Origin of the sequence: Actinoplanes flavus, from assembly GCF_017592555.1 — a bacterium.
GTDB lineage: Bacteria > Actinomycetota > Actinomycetes > Mycobacteriales > Micromonosporaceae > Actinoplanes > Actinoplanes flavus.
Genome location: NZ_JAGFNS010000012.1, coordinates 196,901 through 212,375, shown reverse-complemented (window position 1 = coordinate 212,375; position 15,475 = coordinate 196,901). Strand labels below are relative to the sequence as shown.

16 protein-coding genes are annotated in these 15,475 nt (G+C 71.7%); 9 read left to right on the top strand and 7 right to left on the bottom strand.

What is annotated here, in order from left to right:
- Positions 1-38: 38 nt before the first annotated feature.
- A complete protein-coding gene (locus J5X75_RS20095; RefSeq protein WP_504739689.1) occupies positions 39-914 on the top strand; it encodes an SPFH domain-containing protein in 876 nt (291 codons plus the stop codon).
- A gap of 20 nt (positions 915-934) precedes the next feature.
- Here J5X75_RS20095 and J5X75_RS20090 read toward each other — a convergent pair whose 3' ends face one another.
- The 4 genes from J5X75_RS20090 to J5X75_RS44440 are packed head-to-tail and all read right to left on the bottom strand — an operon-like array spanning position 935 to position 4,395.
- Positions 935-2,119 (bottom strand): ABC transporter permease, encoded by a 1,185-nt coding sequence (locus J5X75_RS20090; protein ID WP_208468932.1) that lies wholly within the window; start codon positions 2,117-2,119, stop codon positions 935-937.
- Position 2,120: 1 nt separating this feature from the next.
- On the bottom strand, positions 2,121-2,780 hold the full coding sequence (locus J5X75_RS20085) for an ABC transporter ATP-binding protein (protein ID WP_208468931.1): 660 nt from the start codon (positions 2,778-2,780) through the stop codon (positions 2,121-2,123).
- Positions 2,777-3,835 carry an efflux RND transporter periplasmic adaptor subunit gene (locus J5X75_RS44445; protein WP_307798172.1) on the bottom strand — a complete coding sequence of 353 codons (1,059 nt, stop codon included), beginning with the start codon at positions 3,833-3,835 and terminating at the stop codon, positions 2,777-2,779. The genes J5X75_RS20085 and J5X75_RS44445 overlap by 4 nt, the downstream gene beginning before the upstream one ends.
- Complete coding sequence (locus J5X75_RS44440) at positions 3,832-4,395, bottom strand: hypothetical protein (protein WP_238488543.1); 564 nt, start codon at positions 4,393-4,395, stop codon at positions 3,832-3,834. Before J5X75_RS44440 ends, J5X75_RS44445 begins: the two co-directional genes overlap by 4 nt.
- Before the next feature lie 123 nt (positions 4,396-4,518).
- Between J5X75_RS44440 and J5X75_RS20075 the strand changes: the two genes are divergently transcribed.
- Both J5X75_RS20075 and J5X75_RS20070 read left to right on the top strand, forming a co-directional pair.
- Entirely contained in the window at positions 4,519-5,175 is a 657-nt protein-coding gene (locus tag J5X75_RS20075) for a response regulator transcription factor (RefSeq protein ID WP_208468929.1), read from the top strand.
- Positions 5,172-6,299: a sensor histidine kinase gene (locus J5X75_RS20070; protein ID WP_208468928.1), complete on the top strand. Its 1,128-nt coding sequence runs from the start codon at positions 5,172-5,174 to the stop codon at positions 6,297-6,299. The genes J5X75_RS20075 and J5X75_RS20070 overlap by 4 nt, the downstream gene beginning before the upstream one ends.
- Here J5X75_RS20070 and J5X75_RS20065 read toward each other — a convergent pair.
- Positions 6,271-7,134, bottom strand: a complete 864-nt coding sequence (locus tag J5X75_RS20065) for a DMT family transporter (protein ID WP_208468927.1) — start codon at positions 7,132-7,134, stop codon at positions 6,271-6,273. The genes J5X75_RS20070 and J5X75_RS20065 overlap by 29 nt on opposite strands.
- 205 nt (positions 7,135-7,339) lie before the next feature.
- On the opposite strand from J5X75_RS20065, the gene J5X75_RS20060 reads away from it, so the two are divergent.
- Together J5X75_RS20060 and serA are read left to right on the top strand one after the other, a co-directional pair.
- A complete protein-coding gene (locus J5X75_RS20060) occupies positions 7,340-8,269 on the top strand; it encodes a phosphotransferase family protein (RefSeq protein ID WP_208468926.1) in 930 nt (309 codons plus the stop codon).
- Between the two features lie 231 nt (positions 8,270-8,500).
- On the top strand, positions 8,501-9,718 hold the full coding sequence (gene serA, locus J5X75_RS20055; protein ID WP_208468925.1) for a phosphoglycerate dehydrogenase: 1,218 nt from the start codon (positions 8,501-8,503) through the stop codon (positions 9,716-9,718).
- A gap of 47 nt (positions 9,719-9,765) precedes the next feature.
- Here the strand turns inward: serA and J5X75_RS20050 are convergent, their stop codons facing one another.
- Together J5X75_RS20050 and J5X75_RS20045 are read right to left on the bottom strand one after the other, a co-directional pair.
- Complete coding sequence (locus tag J5X75_RS20050) at positions 9,766-10,851, bottom strand: hypothetical protein (protein ID WP_208468924.1); 1,086 nt, start codon at positions 10,849-10,851, stop codon at positions 9,766-9,768.
- Positions 10,852-11,307: 456 nt separating this feature from the next.
- On the bottom strand, positions 11,308-11,976 hold the full coding sequence (locus tag J5X75_RS20045) for a response regulator (protein WP_208468923.1): 669 nt from the start codon (positions 11,974-11,976) through the stop codon (positions 11,308-11,310).
- 206 nt (positions 11,977-12,182) lie between these two features.
- Here J5X75_RS20045 and J5X75_RS20040 point away from each other — a divergent pair, with 206 nt between their 5' ends.
- The 4 genes from J5X75_RS20040 to J5X75_RS20025 are packed head-to-tail and all read left to right on the top strand — an operon-like array spanning position 12,183 to position 15,442.
- Complete coding sequence (locus J5X75_RS20040) at positions 12,183-12,668, top strand: AfsR/SARP family transcriptional regulator (RefSeq protein ID WP_208468922.1); 486 nt, start codon at positions 12,183-12,185, stop codon at positions 12,666-12,668.
- A gap of 21 nt (positions 12,669-12,689) precedes the next feature.
- A complete protein-coding gene (locus tag J5X75_RS20035; RefSeq protein ID WP_238488622.1) occupies positions 12,690-13,286 on the top strand; it encodes a class I SAM-dependent methyltransferase in 597 nt (198 codons plus the stop codon).
- Positions 13,287-13,337: 51 nt separating this feature from the next.
- Positions 13,338-13,811, top strand: coding sequence for a MarR family winged helix-turn-helix transcriptional regulator (locus J5X75_RS20030; protein ID WP_307798171.1), 474 nt, complete (start codon positions 13,338-13,340; stop codon positions 13,809-13,811).
- A complete protein-coding gene (locus J5X75_RS20025; RefSeq protein WP_307798170.1) occupies positions 13,808-15,442 on the top strand; it encodes an MDR family MFS transporter in 1,635 nt (544 codons plus the stop codon). The genes J5X75_RS20030 and J5X75_RS20025 overlap by 4 nt, the downstream gene beginning before the upstream one ends.
- Positions 15,443-15,475: the final 33 nt, after the last annotated feature.

Below are 15,475 nucleotides of genomic sequence, written 5' to 3'. Positions count from 1 at the left end.
CCGGTGAAGCTGGATCAGGAGTTCTGATTTCGTTGTTCGTGTTCGGTGTTCTGCTGGCCGGGGTCGCCTTGTTCGCGCTGGCCACGGTGGTGTTCGGTAAGGCCGATCGGGTGCGCCGTGGGGCGTGGGCCACGTTCGGTATCGGTCTGTTCCTGTCGCTGGCGTTCATCGTGGGGTCGTGCATCTCGGTGGTGCCGACGCGGAACGTGGGCATCGTCACGAGTTGGGGTAAGCCGACGGGCCGGACGACCGGCGCCGGCTTGCAGTGGACGGCGCCCTGGCAGGACATCGACGAGTGGGACGCGTCGGGTCAGACGTACGCGCATCTGGGTGACCAGTGTGTGTGGGTGACGATCGCGGCGCAGCGGCGGGCGTGCATTCCGGTGCAGATCGAGTGGTCGGCGAAGTCGGAGAAGGCGCCGGAGAACTGGGCGGCCTACCGGGAGGTGGGCGAGAGGTCCCGGTTCGAGGTGTTCGTGGAGCGGCGGGTGAATCCGCAGATCAACGGTTCGCTGACGTCGATCTTCGCCTCGTTCGATCCGTTGGGTTCGGTGGACGTGACGAGCGGGGACGCTCCGGCGCCGGATTTGAACAAGACGTACAAGGAGCCGTTGATCAAGGCGCTGACCACCGAGTTGGGTGACGAGATCGTGGTGAAGTCGGTGGCGTTCGAGTCGCCGCGCTACGACGAGCCGACGACGCAGGCGATCGCGGCGTACGGTCAGAAGATTCTCGAGGCCCGGAATCTGGAGATCGACAAGGCGAACGCGAAGACCCGGGCGGAGATCACCCGGACGGACGCGAGCGTCGACCAGGTGGCGCGTTGTCTGCAGATCGCCGAGAAGCTGGGCAAGGAGCCGGGCCTGTGCATGGGCGGTTCGGTCTCGCTGACCCGCCCGGTCCAGTCGGACTGAGCGGGCCGCGAGAAGATCCGTCAAGCGGCGGCGAGCGCTTCGGTGGGCGCCAGGCGGGCCGCCCGGATGGCCGGGTAGAGGCCGGCGACGGCGCCGATGGCGAGGGTGGCGCCGAGCCCGCCGGCGATCGCCCAGGGTGGTACGACGGCCGGCCAGTCCTGGGTGCCGGCGTAGACGGCGGTGACCGCGAATCCGCCGAGGACGCCGCCGGCTCCGCCGAGCAGGGACAGCAGCAGGGCTTCGGAGACGAACTGGGTGCGGATCTGGCCGCGGGTGGCGCCGAGGGAGCGGCGCAGCCCGATCTCGGATCGGCGTTCCAGCACCGAGATGACCATGGTGTTGGCGACGCCGATGCCGCCGACGAGCAGGGCGACGCCGCCGAGGCCGAGCAGCAGCGCGGTGAAGCTGGCGTTGGCGGTCCGTTTGGCGATGAGCACGTCGGAGGGGCGGGAGACGTCGACCTCCTCGGGGCTCTGCGGGTTGGCGGTCCGCCCGAGGACGGCCTTGACGGCTTCGATCTGTGATTCGACGGCCCGCGTGTAGACGGTGGTGAAATGCCCGTCGAAGCCGAGGTACGACCGGGCGGCGTCCCAGCCGATGAGGACGGCGGTGTCGAGTTCGGGGGCGAGCGGGACGCTGTCGAGGACGCCGATCACGCTGTACCAGCGGCCGTCGATGTAGACGGTCGGTACGTCGCCGAGGCGGCGTGCCGCACCGGAGCCGAGCACGACGGCCGGGTACTCGGCGGTGGCCGCGTTGAGCCAGGTGCCGTCGGCCATCGTGGCGCCGACCGTGTCGAGCAGGTCGAGCTGTGCCGCGAGGACGGACAGGCCGCCGGTTTCCTGTTCGGGGATCCGGTCGCTGCGGTAGACGGACGTGTCGGTGACGCTGCCGGTGGCGGTGGCCGCGATGACCGGCCCCACCCTTTTGATCATGGAGAGGGCGTCGTCGGGCAGGGTGGCGTCGTCGCCCATCATGGTGTGGCCGGGCGAGACGCGCAGCATGTTGGTGCCGAGGGCGGCGAGTTTGCGGTCCAGGTCGGCCTGGCTGGACGAGGAGATGCCGACGACGGCGACCATCGCGGCGATGCCGATGGCGATGCCGAGCGCGGACAGCACCGCCCGCAACGGCCGGGAGCGCAGGCCGTAGCCGCCGAGGCGCAGCAGGTCGGAGGGGCGCAGCCGGGCCGGGCGCAGCAGTGCCATCTCAGACCACCTGCCCGTCACGCATCGGCACCTGCCGGGGCAGGGTGCCGGCGATGTCGTGGTCGTGGGTGATGACCAGGACGGTGGTGCCGGCCGCGTTGAGTTCCCGCAGCAGGTCCATGACGCCCTGGCCGGAGGCGGTGTCGAGGTTTCCGGTGGGTTCGTCGGCGAGGAGCACGGTGGGGTCGCCGGCGACGGCGCGGGCGACGGCGACCCGCTGCCGTTCGCCGCCGGACAGCTGGTGGGGGCGGTGCCCGAGCCGGTCGCCGAGACCGACCCGGACGAGGGCGGCTCTGGCACGCCGTTCCCGTTCCCGCTTCGGCAGTCCGGCGTAGAGGAGCCCGTCGGCGACGTTGGCGACCGCGTCCCGGCCGGGGGCCAGGTGGAAGGACTGGAAGACGAATCCGATCCGGCTCGCCCGCAGGGCGGAGAGCTGCCGGTCGGAGAGCCGCGCCACGTCGTGCCCGTCGATGCGGACGGTGCCGGTGGTGGGCCGGTCGAGGGTGCCGATGACGTTGAGCATGGTGGATTTGCCGGAGCCGGACGGGCCGACGATGGCGATCAGCTCACCCGGCTCGACGCTGAGGTCGACCGAGCGCAGCGCGTGGACCCCGCCCGGGTAGCTCTTGGTGACCTCGGCGAGCTCGATGACCGGGCTCATGCCGGGACACCCACCTTCATGCCCTCGGTGAGGCCGTCGCCGGTGATCTCGACGCGGCCGTCGGCGAACAGGCCGGTCTCGACCGCCACGATGCGGCTGCCGGCGCCGTCGACGACCTGCAGCCCATATCCGCCTTCGGCGAGCGAGAGCAGGGCGTTGACCGGCACGGTGAGGACGTTCTCCCGCTGGGAGGAGACGAACTGTACGCCCACCGCCGCTTCGTCGAGGCCTTGTGGGGCCTGGTCGAACCCGATCGTCACGTTGAGCGTGGTCCGGTCCTCCTCGGTGGGGTTGTCGGCCGTTTCGACGGTGCTCTCCACGCCGGAGATGTGGCCGGGAACGGTCTTGCCGTCCGGCAGGGTCACCTCGACCTTGGTGCCCTTCTTGGCCAGCCGCTGGTCGCTCATCTCGAGTTCGACCGTGGCGACGCGCCCGGTTCCGGTGGTGGTGACCAGTTCGGTGCCGGGCTGGGCGGTCGCGCCGACGTCGACGGACCGGTCGGCGACCCGGATCGCGCCGGTGGCGTAGACGATGCGGCCCAGTTCGACGGTGCCGGTCTCGTCGAGGCCGAGGTCCTCCTGCCAGTCCTCGACCGCGGACGCCGTCGACGAGGTGTAGTCGCCGTCGACGGTGAAGCCGCGGTAGCCGAGTGCCCACAGGTTTCTCTCGAACTGCTTCACGTCGGGGCCGTCGAGTCCCGGGGAGAGCGCGCGGTACGCCGGCAGGGGCCCGTACAGCAGGACCACCGGGTCGTTGTCGAGCTTGTAGAGCGGTTTGCCCCGTTTGATGGTGGCGCCTTCGGTGGGCAGCCAGGTCACGGTGCCGGACAGCCGGGTGGTGAGGCTCACGGCGTCGCCGTACCCGAGGGAGCCGTCGTGGCGTTCCCTGTCGATCAGTGTCTGCCGGGTGATGTCCGCGGTCGCCGGGCCGGCGGCGCTGCTCGCCCGCGCGCCGTTGCCCTCGCTCTCCGGCAGGCCGCCGGCCAGCAGGAACGCGGCCGCGCCGCCCGTCACCAGGACCACCGCCACCGCGGTCGTCGTCCATTTCCGGCTCACGTCGTCCCCCCGCCCTCGTGGTGCTCGCTGCGGGTTCCCTGACCGTTGTGGTACTTGGCGCACGCCTTCTCGGCGGCGTCGAAGGTGGGGTCGCCGGGGCCGGTGCCGAGCTTCGAGCCGTCGATGGCGATCTCGCCGTTCTCGTTCGGGTCGGGATAGTTGCTCACCCCGTTGTCGCGCATGCACTGGGCGAACTTGCGTTCCTGTTCGATGTCCTCGGCCGAGCGCGGCGGGGGCTCGCCGCCGTTGGGCAGGAACTTCTTGCACGCCTTGTCCGCCTTGTCCATGGCGTCCATGTCGGTGCCCTGCGGGACCGCGACCTCCATCCGGCCGTCGGCTTTCGGGTCCGGGAACCACTCCAGCCCCTGTTCGCGCATGCACTTGGCGTACTTGAGCGAGGCATCCGGGTCGGGGCCGGTGTCGGCCGCCGCGCTGCTCACCGGGCCTGGATCGCCGCTGACGGCGGTGGCTACTCCCGGATTCTCGTCCTGGCCCGCCGAGCATCCCGCCGTCATCACCGCGAGCAGGACGCCGAGCGCGAGCACCGTCCTGGTTCTCATCTCGTCTCCTCAGCCGGCGGCCGGTCGGCCGCCACGCCCCGAAGTCAAGCGGTGAGCGCGTATCCCGGCCGTCACGGAAAACGATGACGCCGAGTTGACAGCGATCCGGTTCAAGATGGAGGCATGCGGATCCTGGTGGTGGAAGACGAGCCCCTGCTCGCCGACGCGGTGGCGCAGGGCCTGCGGCGCGAGGCGCACGCGGTCGACGTCGTCTACGACGGCGGTTCCGCACTGGAACGCATCGACGTCAACGACTACGACGTGGTGGTCCTCGACCGGGACGTGCCGGTGGTGCACGGCGACAAGGTGTGCGAGGTGCTCGCCGAGCGCAAGGCCGACATCCGGGTGCTGATGCTGACCGCCGCGGCCGGGATCGACGACCGGGTGTCCGGGCTGGCCCTCGGCGCCGACGACTACCTGCCGAAGCCGTTCGCCTTCCGGGAGCTGTCGGCGCGGGTCGCGGCGCTGGGGCGGCGCGCCCGGCCGGCCGCCCCGCCGGTGCTGCGCCGGGCCGGGATCAGCCTCGACCCGTACCGGCGGGAGGTGCACCGCGACGGCCGGTACGTGCCGCTGTCGCGCAAGGAGTTCGCCGTGCTCGCCGAACTGCTGCGCGCCGACGGCACCGCGGTGTCGGCCGAGATGCTGCTGGAGAAGGCGTGGGACGAGAACGCCGACCCGTTCACCCACGCCGTACGGATGACGATCCTCAAGTTGCGCCGCAAACTGGGCGATCCGCCGGTGGTGCTGACCGAGCCGGGAGTGGGGTACCGGATCCGATGAGACTCACCGTGCGCGGCCGTCTCACCCTCGTCTACGGCGGCCTGTTCGTGGCCGCCGGGATGGTGCTGCTGGCGGTCATCTACATCCTGATCGACCGGCGGGCGCCCATGGTGTTCGAGGGCAACATCGCCGGGGAATCGGTCAAGCTGGAGGCGGGGGGCGCCGCGCCTCCCGACGCCGTCACCCGGCAGACCGTGGAGGGGTTCCAGGCCGGCACCCTGTACACGGTGCTGACCCAGGGAGCGATCGCGCTGGCCGTGGTGAGCGCCGCGACGATCGCGCTGGGCTGGTTGATCGCCGGCCGGATGCTGCACCCGCTGCACACCATCACCGAGACGGCCCGGCGCATCGCCGAGTCGCCCGCCGCCGACCGTGGCCTGCACGAGCGGATCGCCCTGGACGGGCCGAACGACGAGCTGAAGCAGCTGGCCGACACGTTCGACCTGATGCTGGCCCGGCTGGACCGGTCGCTCGACGGGCAGCGGCGGTTCATCGCGAACGCCTCGCACGAGCTGCGCACCCCGCTCACCCTGAACCGGACGCTGCTGGAGGTGGCGCTGGAACCGGAGACCGCCTCACCCGAGGTCCGGCAGCTCGGGACCACGCTGCTGGCCATCAACGAACGGCACGGCCGGCTGATCGACGGTCTGCTGCTGCTGGCCCGCTCGGAACGCGAGGTGACCGAGCGTTCCTACGTGGACCTCGCCGACATCGTCGACCACGTGGCCGTCGCGGACACCGTCAAGGTCGTCGCCGAACCGGGCGAGGCGGCCGTGCTCGGCGACCCGGTGCTGCTGGAACGCCTGGTGCAGAACCTGGTGGAGAACGGCGTCCGCCACAACGTGCCGGAGAACGGCTGGGTGCGGGTGTCCACCCGGACCCGGCCGGACGGCTGGGTGGAGCTACGGGTCGTCAACTCCGGCCCGGTGGTCCCCCGCTACGAGGTGCCCGGCCTCTTCCAGCCGTTCCACCGCTACCACCGGGAACGCCTGGCCGGGCCGGGCGCCGGGCTGGGCCTGTCGATCGTCCGGTCGGTCGTCGAGGCACATCACGGCCGGGTCCACGCCGACGCCCGCGACGAGGGCGGGCTGATCGTCACCGTCCTTCTGCCCCGGGCCCCCTGACCGGTTCCGGGACCCCGCTCCCGGACGAGGCGGCGGACCGCCGCGCCAGCCCCACCACGCCCCACCCCATGATCAGCGCCGCGGCGGCGACGGCGATCAGCCCGGCCGCCCCGAACCGGGCGCTCTCCTCGAACAGGACCGCGCCGGCGAACGCCGCGACCAGCGGGTTCGTCACGCTCACCGTGGCCAGCGGCGCGGCCAGCCCGGCCCCGCGATAGGACAGCTGGCCGATCGCGTAGCCGGTGACCGAGAACGCGCCGACCAGCGTCGCGGCGGTCACGGACACCGCCGCGAGCCCGCCGGTGGTGAAGGCCGCCAGCACCGCCTTCGACAGCACCGAGGCGATCCCGAAGGCCGCGCCGGCGGCCGCCGCGAGCAGCACCGCCCGCATCCGCGGACCGGACCGCCACCCGGCCAGCGAGCAGGCGAACACCACCCCGGCGGTGATCGCACCGACCACCTCCACCGCCGGTTCGGTGAGCAGCGCCGGCGCCTCCGACTCCACCGACAGCGACAGGATCAGCGCCAGTCCGGCCACCGTCATGGCCGCCTCCAGCCAGGCCGCCCGGCTGAGCCGGGTGTGATAGCGGATCACCTGGATGGGCAGCGCGAACAGCAGGGTCAGCGTGCCCAGGGCCTGCACCACGGCGACCGTGCCGAAATTCAGCGCCAGCACGTGCAGCGCCACCCCGGCCCCGGTGAGCAGCAGCGCGACCGCCCACCGGGACCGGCCGCGATGCCCGCGCCCGGCCAGCCTCTCCTGCGCCACCGCGGCGCCGGCGTAGGCGGCCGCGGACAGCACGGAGAGCACGACGGCCCACCCCAGCGATCCCATCGCCCCCACCTCGCTGTCGCGCGGCCGACCGGAACCGGTCCTTACCATCGACGATACCGAGCGCCGACCGCATCGGATCGCCCCGAACCGGCAGGATCTACCCGGAATCGTCGGCGATAACCCGGTTCCGTCGCGGCTGCCGGACCCCGCCCCGGTGGCGAAAACCTGTTTCGCGGGCCGTCCACGGCCTGCCACGATCCCCGGCATGACGACGGCGGCGGCGGGTGGCACCCGCATCGGCTGGGCGGATCTGCCCGGCCCGGTCCAGCACGCGGTGGAGGAGATCATCGGCGGTGGCCCGGTCGTCGCGGCGGTCTCCCAGCCGGGTGGCTTCTCCCCCGGCACCGCCGACCGGGTCCGTACCGCGTCCGGGGCACGGGCGTTCGTCAAGGCCGTCACCCCGGCGCTCAACCAGGAGTCGGCCGATCTCGCCCGGCGCGAGCTGCGGATCACCGCCGCCCTGCCGGAGCACGCGCCGGTGCCGCGGATGCTGGGCGGCTTCGACGACGGCACCTGGGTGGTCCTGGTGCTGGAGGACGTGGCGGGCACCCACCCGCGCGTCCCGTGGCTGGCCGGCGACATCGACGCGGCCGCGGCCGCGCTGCGGGACCTGGCCGGCGCGCTCACCCCGGCGCCGGTGCCCGGCCTGCCGACGGCGGCCGGCCGCCTCGCCGCCGACTTCGCCTCGTGGGACCTGATCGCCGTCGCGCCGCCGGACGACCTCGACCCCTGGGCCGCGGGCCGGCTCGGCGCGCTGCGCGCGGCCGCCGACCACGGCATCGCCGCGCTGTCCGGCGGGCACACCATGGTGCACACCGATCTGCGGGCCGACAACATCCTGGTCCGGGCCGACGGCCGGCTGGTCTTCATCGACTGGCCGTGGGGCTGCGTGGGCCCCGCCTGGCTCGACGCCACGCTGCTGGCGATCAACGTGATCGTGCACGGCGGCGACCCCGGCCCGCTGCTCGCCGGCGTCGACCACGACGCCGTGGTGGGGGTGGTCGCGGGCGCCGCCGCCTACTTCCAGCACCGCTCCCGTCTCGCGCCACCACCGGGCCTGCCGACGGTCCGCGCCTTCCAGCGCTTCCAGGGCGACGCCCTGCTGCCCTGGCTGCGCGACGCCCTCGGCGACTGACCGGGACACGCGACGGTGCAAGGAAAAAGAAAGGTTCCCTCGTTAGCGTCGCCGCCGTGAAACCGGACTGAACCACACCCGCGGCCGTCCCGTAACAGTTACGGGGTTGACCGGTAGATGGGACCTCAAGCACACCGCACCGGACCCGGCATGCCGGAGGACTAGGCTGGACGCCCTGAACTGGGCTTCGGCGTGGCGGCCCGGGCGGCCAACCGAAACATGGAACGGAAGATGATGATCGACCAGCCCAAGGTGCGTGTCCTGCTTCTCGAGAGCATCCACCCCGACGCCGTCTCCCGGCTCGAGGAGGACGGATTCCAGGTCGAGTCCCTGCGCAACGCGCTCGACGAGGTCGAGCTGATCGACCGCATCTCCGGAGTGCAGCTGCTCGGCGTCCGGTCCAAGAGCCAGGTGACGGCGAAGGTGCTGGAGGCGGCCGACAGCCTGGTCGCGATCGGTGCGTTCTGCATCGGCACCGACCAGATCGACCTGCCGGCCGCCACCGCCGGCGGCGTCGCGGTCTTCAACGCGCCGTTCTCCAACACCCGCTCCGTGGTGGAGCTGGCGATCGCCGAGATCATCGCGCTGACCCGGCGGCTCACCGAGAAGAACACGCTGATGCACTCCGGCGTCTGGGACAAGTCGGCCGACGGCGCCCACGAGATCCGCGGCCGCCGCCTCGGCATCGTCGGCTACGGCAACATCGGCACCCAGCTGTCGGTGCTCGCGGAGAACCTCGGCATGTCGGTCTCGTTCTACGACACCGCCGACAAGCTGGCGCTGAGCAACGCGCACCGCTGCGCCAGCCTGGACGAGCTGCTGGAGTCCAGCGACATCGTCACCCTGCACGTGGACGGCCGGCCCGGCAACGCCGGTTTCTTCGGCGCCGAGCAGTTCGCCAAGATGCGGCCGGGCAGCCTGTTCCTCAACCTGTCCCGCGGCATCGTGGTCGACCATCTGGCCCTGCGGGACGCGCTGCAGAGCGGCCACCTGGCCGGCGCCGCGGTCGACGTCTTCCCCACCGAGCCGAAGGGCCGCGGCGACGAGTTCCTGTCCGAGCTGCGCGGCCTGCCGAACGTGATCCTCACCCCGCACATCGGCGGTTCGACCGAGGAGGCCCAGTCCGACATCGGCGGCTTCGTGGCGAACAAGCTGGCCAAGTTCGTGACCGAGGGCAACACCACGCTGAGCGTGAACCTGCCCGGCGTGACCCTGCCCGAGCTGCCCGGCATGCACCGCATCGTGCACATGCACAAGAACACGCCGGGCGTGCTGGCGCAGGTCAACCGGATCCTCGCCGAGCACGGCGTCAACGTCGAGGGCCAGATGCTCAGCACCCGCGGCGAGTTCGGCTACCTCATCACCGACATCGCCCGCGGCTACAGCGACGAGGTGCTCGACCAGCTCCGTGCCATGGAGCAGACCGTCCGCCTGCGCGTTCTGAACTGACACCCCACCGGCGAAACTCAGCGGTGTGAGACCGCCTGACCGGACGGTCAGGCGGTCTCGACCGTCAGCAGGGTGATCGGGGCGGCCGCGTCGACGTCGTACCGGTTGCCGCTGGTCCAGTCCTTCGGCGTGAGCGTGGACCCGGGCGCCACGTTCCGCAGGGTCCGGGCGCCGGCCGTCACCGTCCCGGCGCCACCGCCGACCTTGACCCGGACCGGGCTGCCGCTGGGCGCCCGCAGGACCAGCTCCTCGATCCCGCCGGTGATCTTCATGGGTACCGTGCCGGAGGCGTCGGCCAGGGTCATCTCGGCCCGCCGGGTGCCGCCGACGATCTCGATACCCCGGATCCGGCCCTGGCTGAGGTCGACGATCCGCTCGGCCGAGTAGCCGGAGAAGCGGATGGTCCACCGCACCTTCGCGGACAGCACGACCTCCACCTCGCCGCCGGTGCCGGTCTCGTCCCGGGCCACGTCCACCCGCAGCCGGTCGTCGCGGAACTCGGCGTTGGGCCGGATGCCGGCGTTGTCCGGTGCACTGATCCGGTACATGTCGGCGCCCAGGTCGGCGATGGTCAACCGCACCCGGTCGGTGGCGGCCATCATCTCGAACGTGGCGATGGTCCGCGACTCCAGCGGCCCGGTCACCACCCGCTGGTCGCCCCCGAGCTGCAGCATGTCGCTGATCTGGTTGTCATCGCCGGTGTAGTAGACGACGCCGGTGAACGTCACGACGGCCAGCGCCACCACGCCGAGCAGCGCCATGCCGGCGGTGACCAGCCGGGACTGCCGCGGCCGGACGGAGGACGGAGCCGGCGCGGGGTTCTCGCCCCGGACGGCCGGCTCGGTGGCCGGCTGCTCCCGCGCTCCACTCCAGAACATCTCCCCGGCCGGGCTCCCGATAGGACCCCACGCGGGCGGCTCCGCGAAAGCCGGCGGCTCGGCGACCGGCTGCGGGTCCGCGAAGGCCGGCGCCGGATCCGTGCTTCCGGTCCGGCGCACGGCGGGCAGTTCCTCCGACGGCACATCGGATCGGCTCCTCCGCCGCCGGAGGGGCGGCACGTCACCGGTCACCGGCAGCGCGCCCGAGGCGGCCGCCAGGGCCCCCATCGAGCCGCCGGCCGACCGCTCCCGCACGGGCGGCTCCCCGGCCCCCACGGTGTCGGCCTCACCGGGCGCACGCCCCGTCCGGGATCGACCGATCGGCCCGTCACTGAAGCCGAAGGACGTCCGCCCCGGCCCGGCCGGCGACGCGGGGCCGAACGCGGGCGGTGACGACACCGAACGCGGCGACGGTTCCGACGGCTCCGATTCGGGCGGCGGCGCCGCGACCGGCGACGAGAGCGGGCCGTCGTCCGGCGCGCCGCCGAACCACGAGACCGGTTCCCCTTCCGGTTCGAGCGGTGGTTTCTTGGGCCGCCGCAACGGCAGCCCCGAAGCCGTACGCTCCTCCCCCGCCCCGGCTCCAGCCGAGTCGGGAGATGAGCCGACGGCGGCGGTACGGTCCACGCGATTCCTCCCTGCAGCGCACCTCGGTATGTCCCCCGATGGAAGTACGTAAGGAATCGACTATCGGATGAGTGACAGGGATGTTTACCGTGGGTCAGGTCGAACGAGCCCGCGCCTGGTGGCGATGGCGACCGCCTCCAACTGGCTGTGCGCCCCCAGTTTGGCGAGCACGGCCTTCTGATATCCGCGGCAGGTGTGCACGCTGATGCCCAGCCGGCGGGCCACTGTCCGGGCGTCCAAACCGGCCGCCATCAGTTGCAGAACCTCGTTCTCCCGCACCGTCAGCCCACCGTTGGCGACGCCGCCGCGCGGGGCGGTGGCCGGTGTGGTGCTGCGCAGCAGGCGGGCCAGGATGTCGGTGGAGACGGTCATGCTGCCCCGGTGCGCGGTACGCAGAGCGTTCAGCACGTCACCGAGCGCACCGTTCTTGGAGAGGAATCCGGCCGCACCGGCGGTGGTGGCCCTCCTCACCAGACTCGGCTCCTCGCTGGCAGTGAGGATCACCACACGTGAATCCGGCTGTCGCACCCGGATGAGTTCGGCGATGGCGATGCCGTCCGCATCGGACAGCTCGGGATCGAGCACGATCACATCGGGTCGCAACTCGGCCGCGAGACTGACCGCCTCGGCCCCCGTCCTGGCGTGCCCGACCCAGCGCAGATCGGGCTGACCAGCCAAAGCGTGCCCGAGCAACTCGGCGAAGGTCTGGTGGCCATCGACGACGAGCACCGTGATCGCATCGTCGCTGTCCATACGTCACCTTCCTCAGTCCGCCCCCGTCGGGCTCCGCGCAGTCTAAGGATTACCCGACGAGGTGCCCGACCTACCAACAGGCTGCCCGCCGGTACGCCCGACGACCGGTTGCCTCCGAGCGGACCGGATGCCCCGTCGTTCGGCCCACTCACCCCCTCGCTTTGGGGCTTGTCGCCACGGACGCCGGACGCGCAGAGTTCTGGATCATGTTCGACATCCAGCTCTTCGGCCCGATCGAGGTCCGGACCCGCGGCATCGTCCTCTCCGGGGAGGACTTCGGCGGCGCCCGGCCCCGTCATCTGCTCGCGCTTCTGGCGCTGCGTGGAGGCCGGTCGCTTGTGGAGCTGGCGGACACGCTGGGTGTCGCCCCGGCCACGGCCAAGTCGGATCTGGCGGTGCTGCGGGACCGGCTGGAGCCGGGCGCCCGCGACCGGGAGTCAGTGATCACCGGCCGCCGGGGCTCGTTGCGACTGGACCCCGATCGGGTGCACGTCGACGCCGCCACCTTCGATCAGCTGCTGGCCGTGGCGGCCGGCCGTTCCCCGGACCGGGCCACCCGTCCGCTGGCCGCCGCCGGGGTGCTGGCGTCGCGTCCGCTGCTGGAGGACGAGGACGCGCCCTGGGCCGCCGAGGCCCGTGCCGAGTACCGCGCCAAACTGATCATGGCGAGCACTCCGCAGCCGATCAGGTAGGACCAGCAGAATCACGGGGTGCTGCCCACCACTCTGACGCCGGTGCCACTGGCCCCGGAGATCTCCCTGTTCCTGGTGAACCGCCCGGTCGGCCTGTTCGATCTGACCGGCGGCGAGTTCCGTAGCGACCGGCCGCCGCCGTTCTGGGCGTTCGCCTGGGCCGGCGGCCAGGCGCTGGCCCGTTTCCTGCTGGACCATCCGGACGAGGTGGCCGGCCGCCGCGTGCTGGACGTGGCCACCGGCTCCGGGGTGGCCGCGATCGCCGCCGCCTACTGCGGCGCCGCCGCGGTGGCCGTGACGGACATCGACCCGGCCGCCGTCGAGGCCGCCCACCGCAACGCGTCGGCGAACGGCCTGTCGCTGGCGGGTCACCTGGACGATCCGCAGGTGGTGCTCGCCGGGGACGTCTTCTACAGCCCCACGGTCACCCCGAAGATGGTCGCCACCCTGCGCGCGGCCCACCGGGCGGGCGCGACCGTGCTGGTCGGCGACCCGGGCCGCGGCTTCTTCCCCGGGCATCTCTTCGACCTGGTCGCCGAATACGTGGTGCCGGTCCCGGCCGCTCTCGAGGACACCGAGTCCCTGGTCACCGGGGTGTGGCGACTAAGAAGTCGATGACCCGTACAACAAGTTGTAGGCTACACACACATTCCCCCCTGGAGGCCACGAGTGCATGAGCAGGAATCCACCCGCCTCGCCGACGAAATCGCCCGGCTGGTCCGGATGGGCGCGCGATTCCGGGGAATGCTCAGGACCGGGGATCTCGGCGCCGAGTTCTCCGCGCTGATGCTGCTGCCGCCGTTGCAGGCGATGGGCCCGATGCGGGTCACCGACCTCGCGGAGTTCAAGCGGGCCGATCCCTCGACGATCAGCCGTCAGGCCGCCCAGCTCGTCAAGGCGGGCCTGGCCCGCCGGGAGGCGGATCCGGCGGACGGCCGCGCCTCGCGGCTGGCCGTCACCGAGGCCGGCGTGCGGGCGTGCGAGCGGGTCCGGGAAGCCCGTGCGGCGATGGTCGAGCGGGCCCTCGCCGACTGGCCGGCCGAGCGGATCACCGCCTTCACCGACCTTTTCGAAGAGTTCAACCACGCGGTCGAGGCGCTGCTGCGCACCGACCCGACCACACCCCGACGGGAGCCCGCGTGAACCACGCCAAACCGGTGGAGTTCACCCACCGCCAGATCCTGACGATCCTCGGCGGGCTGATGATGGGCATGTTCCTCGCCGCGCTCGATCAGACGATCATGGCGACCGCGACCCGGACCATCGCCGACGACCTGCACGGCTTCGACCTGCAGGCCTGGGCCACCACCGCCTTCCTGATCACCTCGACCATCTCCACGCCGCTGTACGGCAAGCTCTCCGACATCTACGGCCGGCGCCCCTTCTTCCTGCTCGCCATCGCCATCTTCATCGTCGGCTCGTTCCTGTGCGGGCTGTCCGACAACATGTGGCAGCTGGCCGCCTTCCGGGCCATCCAGGGCCTCGGCGCCGGCGGCCTGATGTCGCTCGCTCTGGCGATCATCGGTGACATCGTCCCGCCCCGCGAGCGCGCCAAGTACCAGGGCTTCTTCCTGGCCGTCTTCGGCACCGCGAGCGTGCTCGGCCCGATCCTGGGCGGCTTCTTCGCGGGCGCCGACCAGATCCTGTTCACCGACGGCTGGCGCTGGGTCTTCTACCTCAACGTGCCGATCGGCCTGGCCGCCATGGCGGTCGTCGCCCGGGTGCTGCACCTGCCGCACCACCGCGTCGACCACCGGATCGACTGGCCCGGCGCGCTCACCCTGATCCTCGGCCTGGTGCCTCTGCTGACCGTCGCCGAGCAGGGCCGGGACTGGGGCTGGACCTCCGGCCGCTCGATCCTCTGCTACGTGATCGGCGTGGTCGGCCTGATCGGTTTCGTGCTGGCCGAGCGGGCCTACAAGGACGAGGCCCTGCTGCCGCTCGCCCTGCTGGGCAAGCGCACCGTCGCGGTCGGCGTCACCGCCAGCACCATCCTGGGCATGGCGATGTTCGGCGGCCTGATGACCGTCCCGCTCTACCTGCAGATCGTGAAGGGCTCCTCGGCCACGGTGGCCGGTCTCCAGATGATCCCGTTCGTGGTCGGCATCATGGGCGGCTCGATCATCTCCGGCCAGCTGATCGCGAAGACCGGCCGCTACCGCATCTTCCCGATCGTCGGCAGCGTCTTCATGGTCGTCGCGCTGTTCCTCTTCTCGCTGATCGGCGCGGACACCCCGCTCTGGCGGACCATGCTGGTCATGGTGCTGATGGGCCTCGGCCTGGGCAGCAACATGCAGCCGATGATCACCGCCGTGCAGAACGCCGTCTCGCCCCGGGAGATCGGCACCGCTACCGGCGCGGTCACCTTCTTCCGCTCGATGGGCGGCACGCTCGGCACCGCGGTCTTCCTGTCGGTGCTGTTCAACGTGCTGCCCGGCAACATCAGGGACGCCTACGCCGCGGCCCGGACGACACCCGGGTTCCAGCAGGCACTGGCCTCCGACCCGGCTCAGGGCGAGCTGCTCGAGACCGCCATGGGCGGCGCCGGCCTGGCGGACACCTCGTTCCTGAACCGCCTCGCCGACGTGATCGCCCACCCGTTCAAGGTCGGCTTCGCCGAGAGCGTGCACGTCGTCTACCTGATCGCGTTCTTCGTGATGATCCTCGGCCTGATCGTGGTCTTCTTCCTGCCGGAACTGCCGCTGTCGCAGCGCTCCGCGCAGCAGGCCCGCGCCGAGGACGAGCTCCAGGCCACCGGCGACGCTCCCGCTTAGATCAAACCTTGGGGGTACGGGTGGGAGCACCCG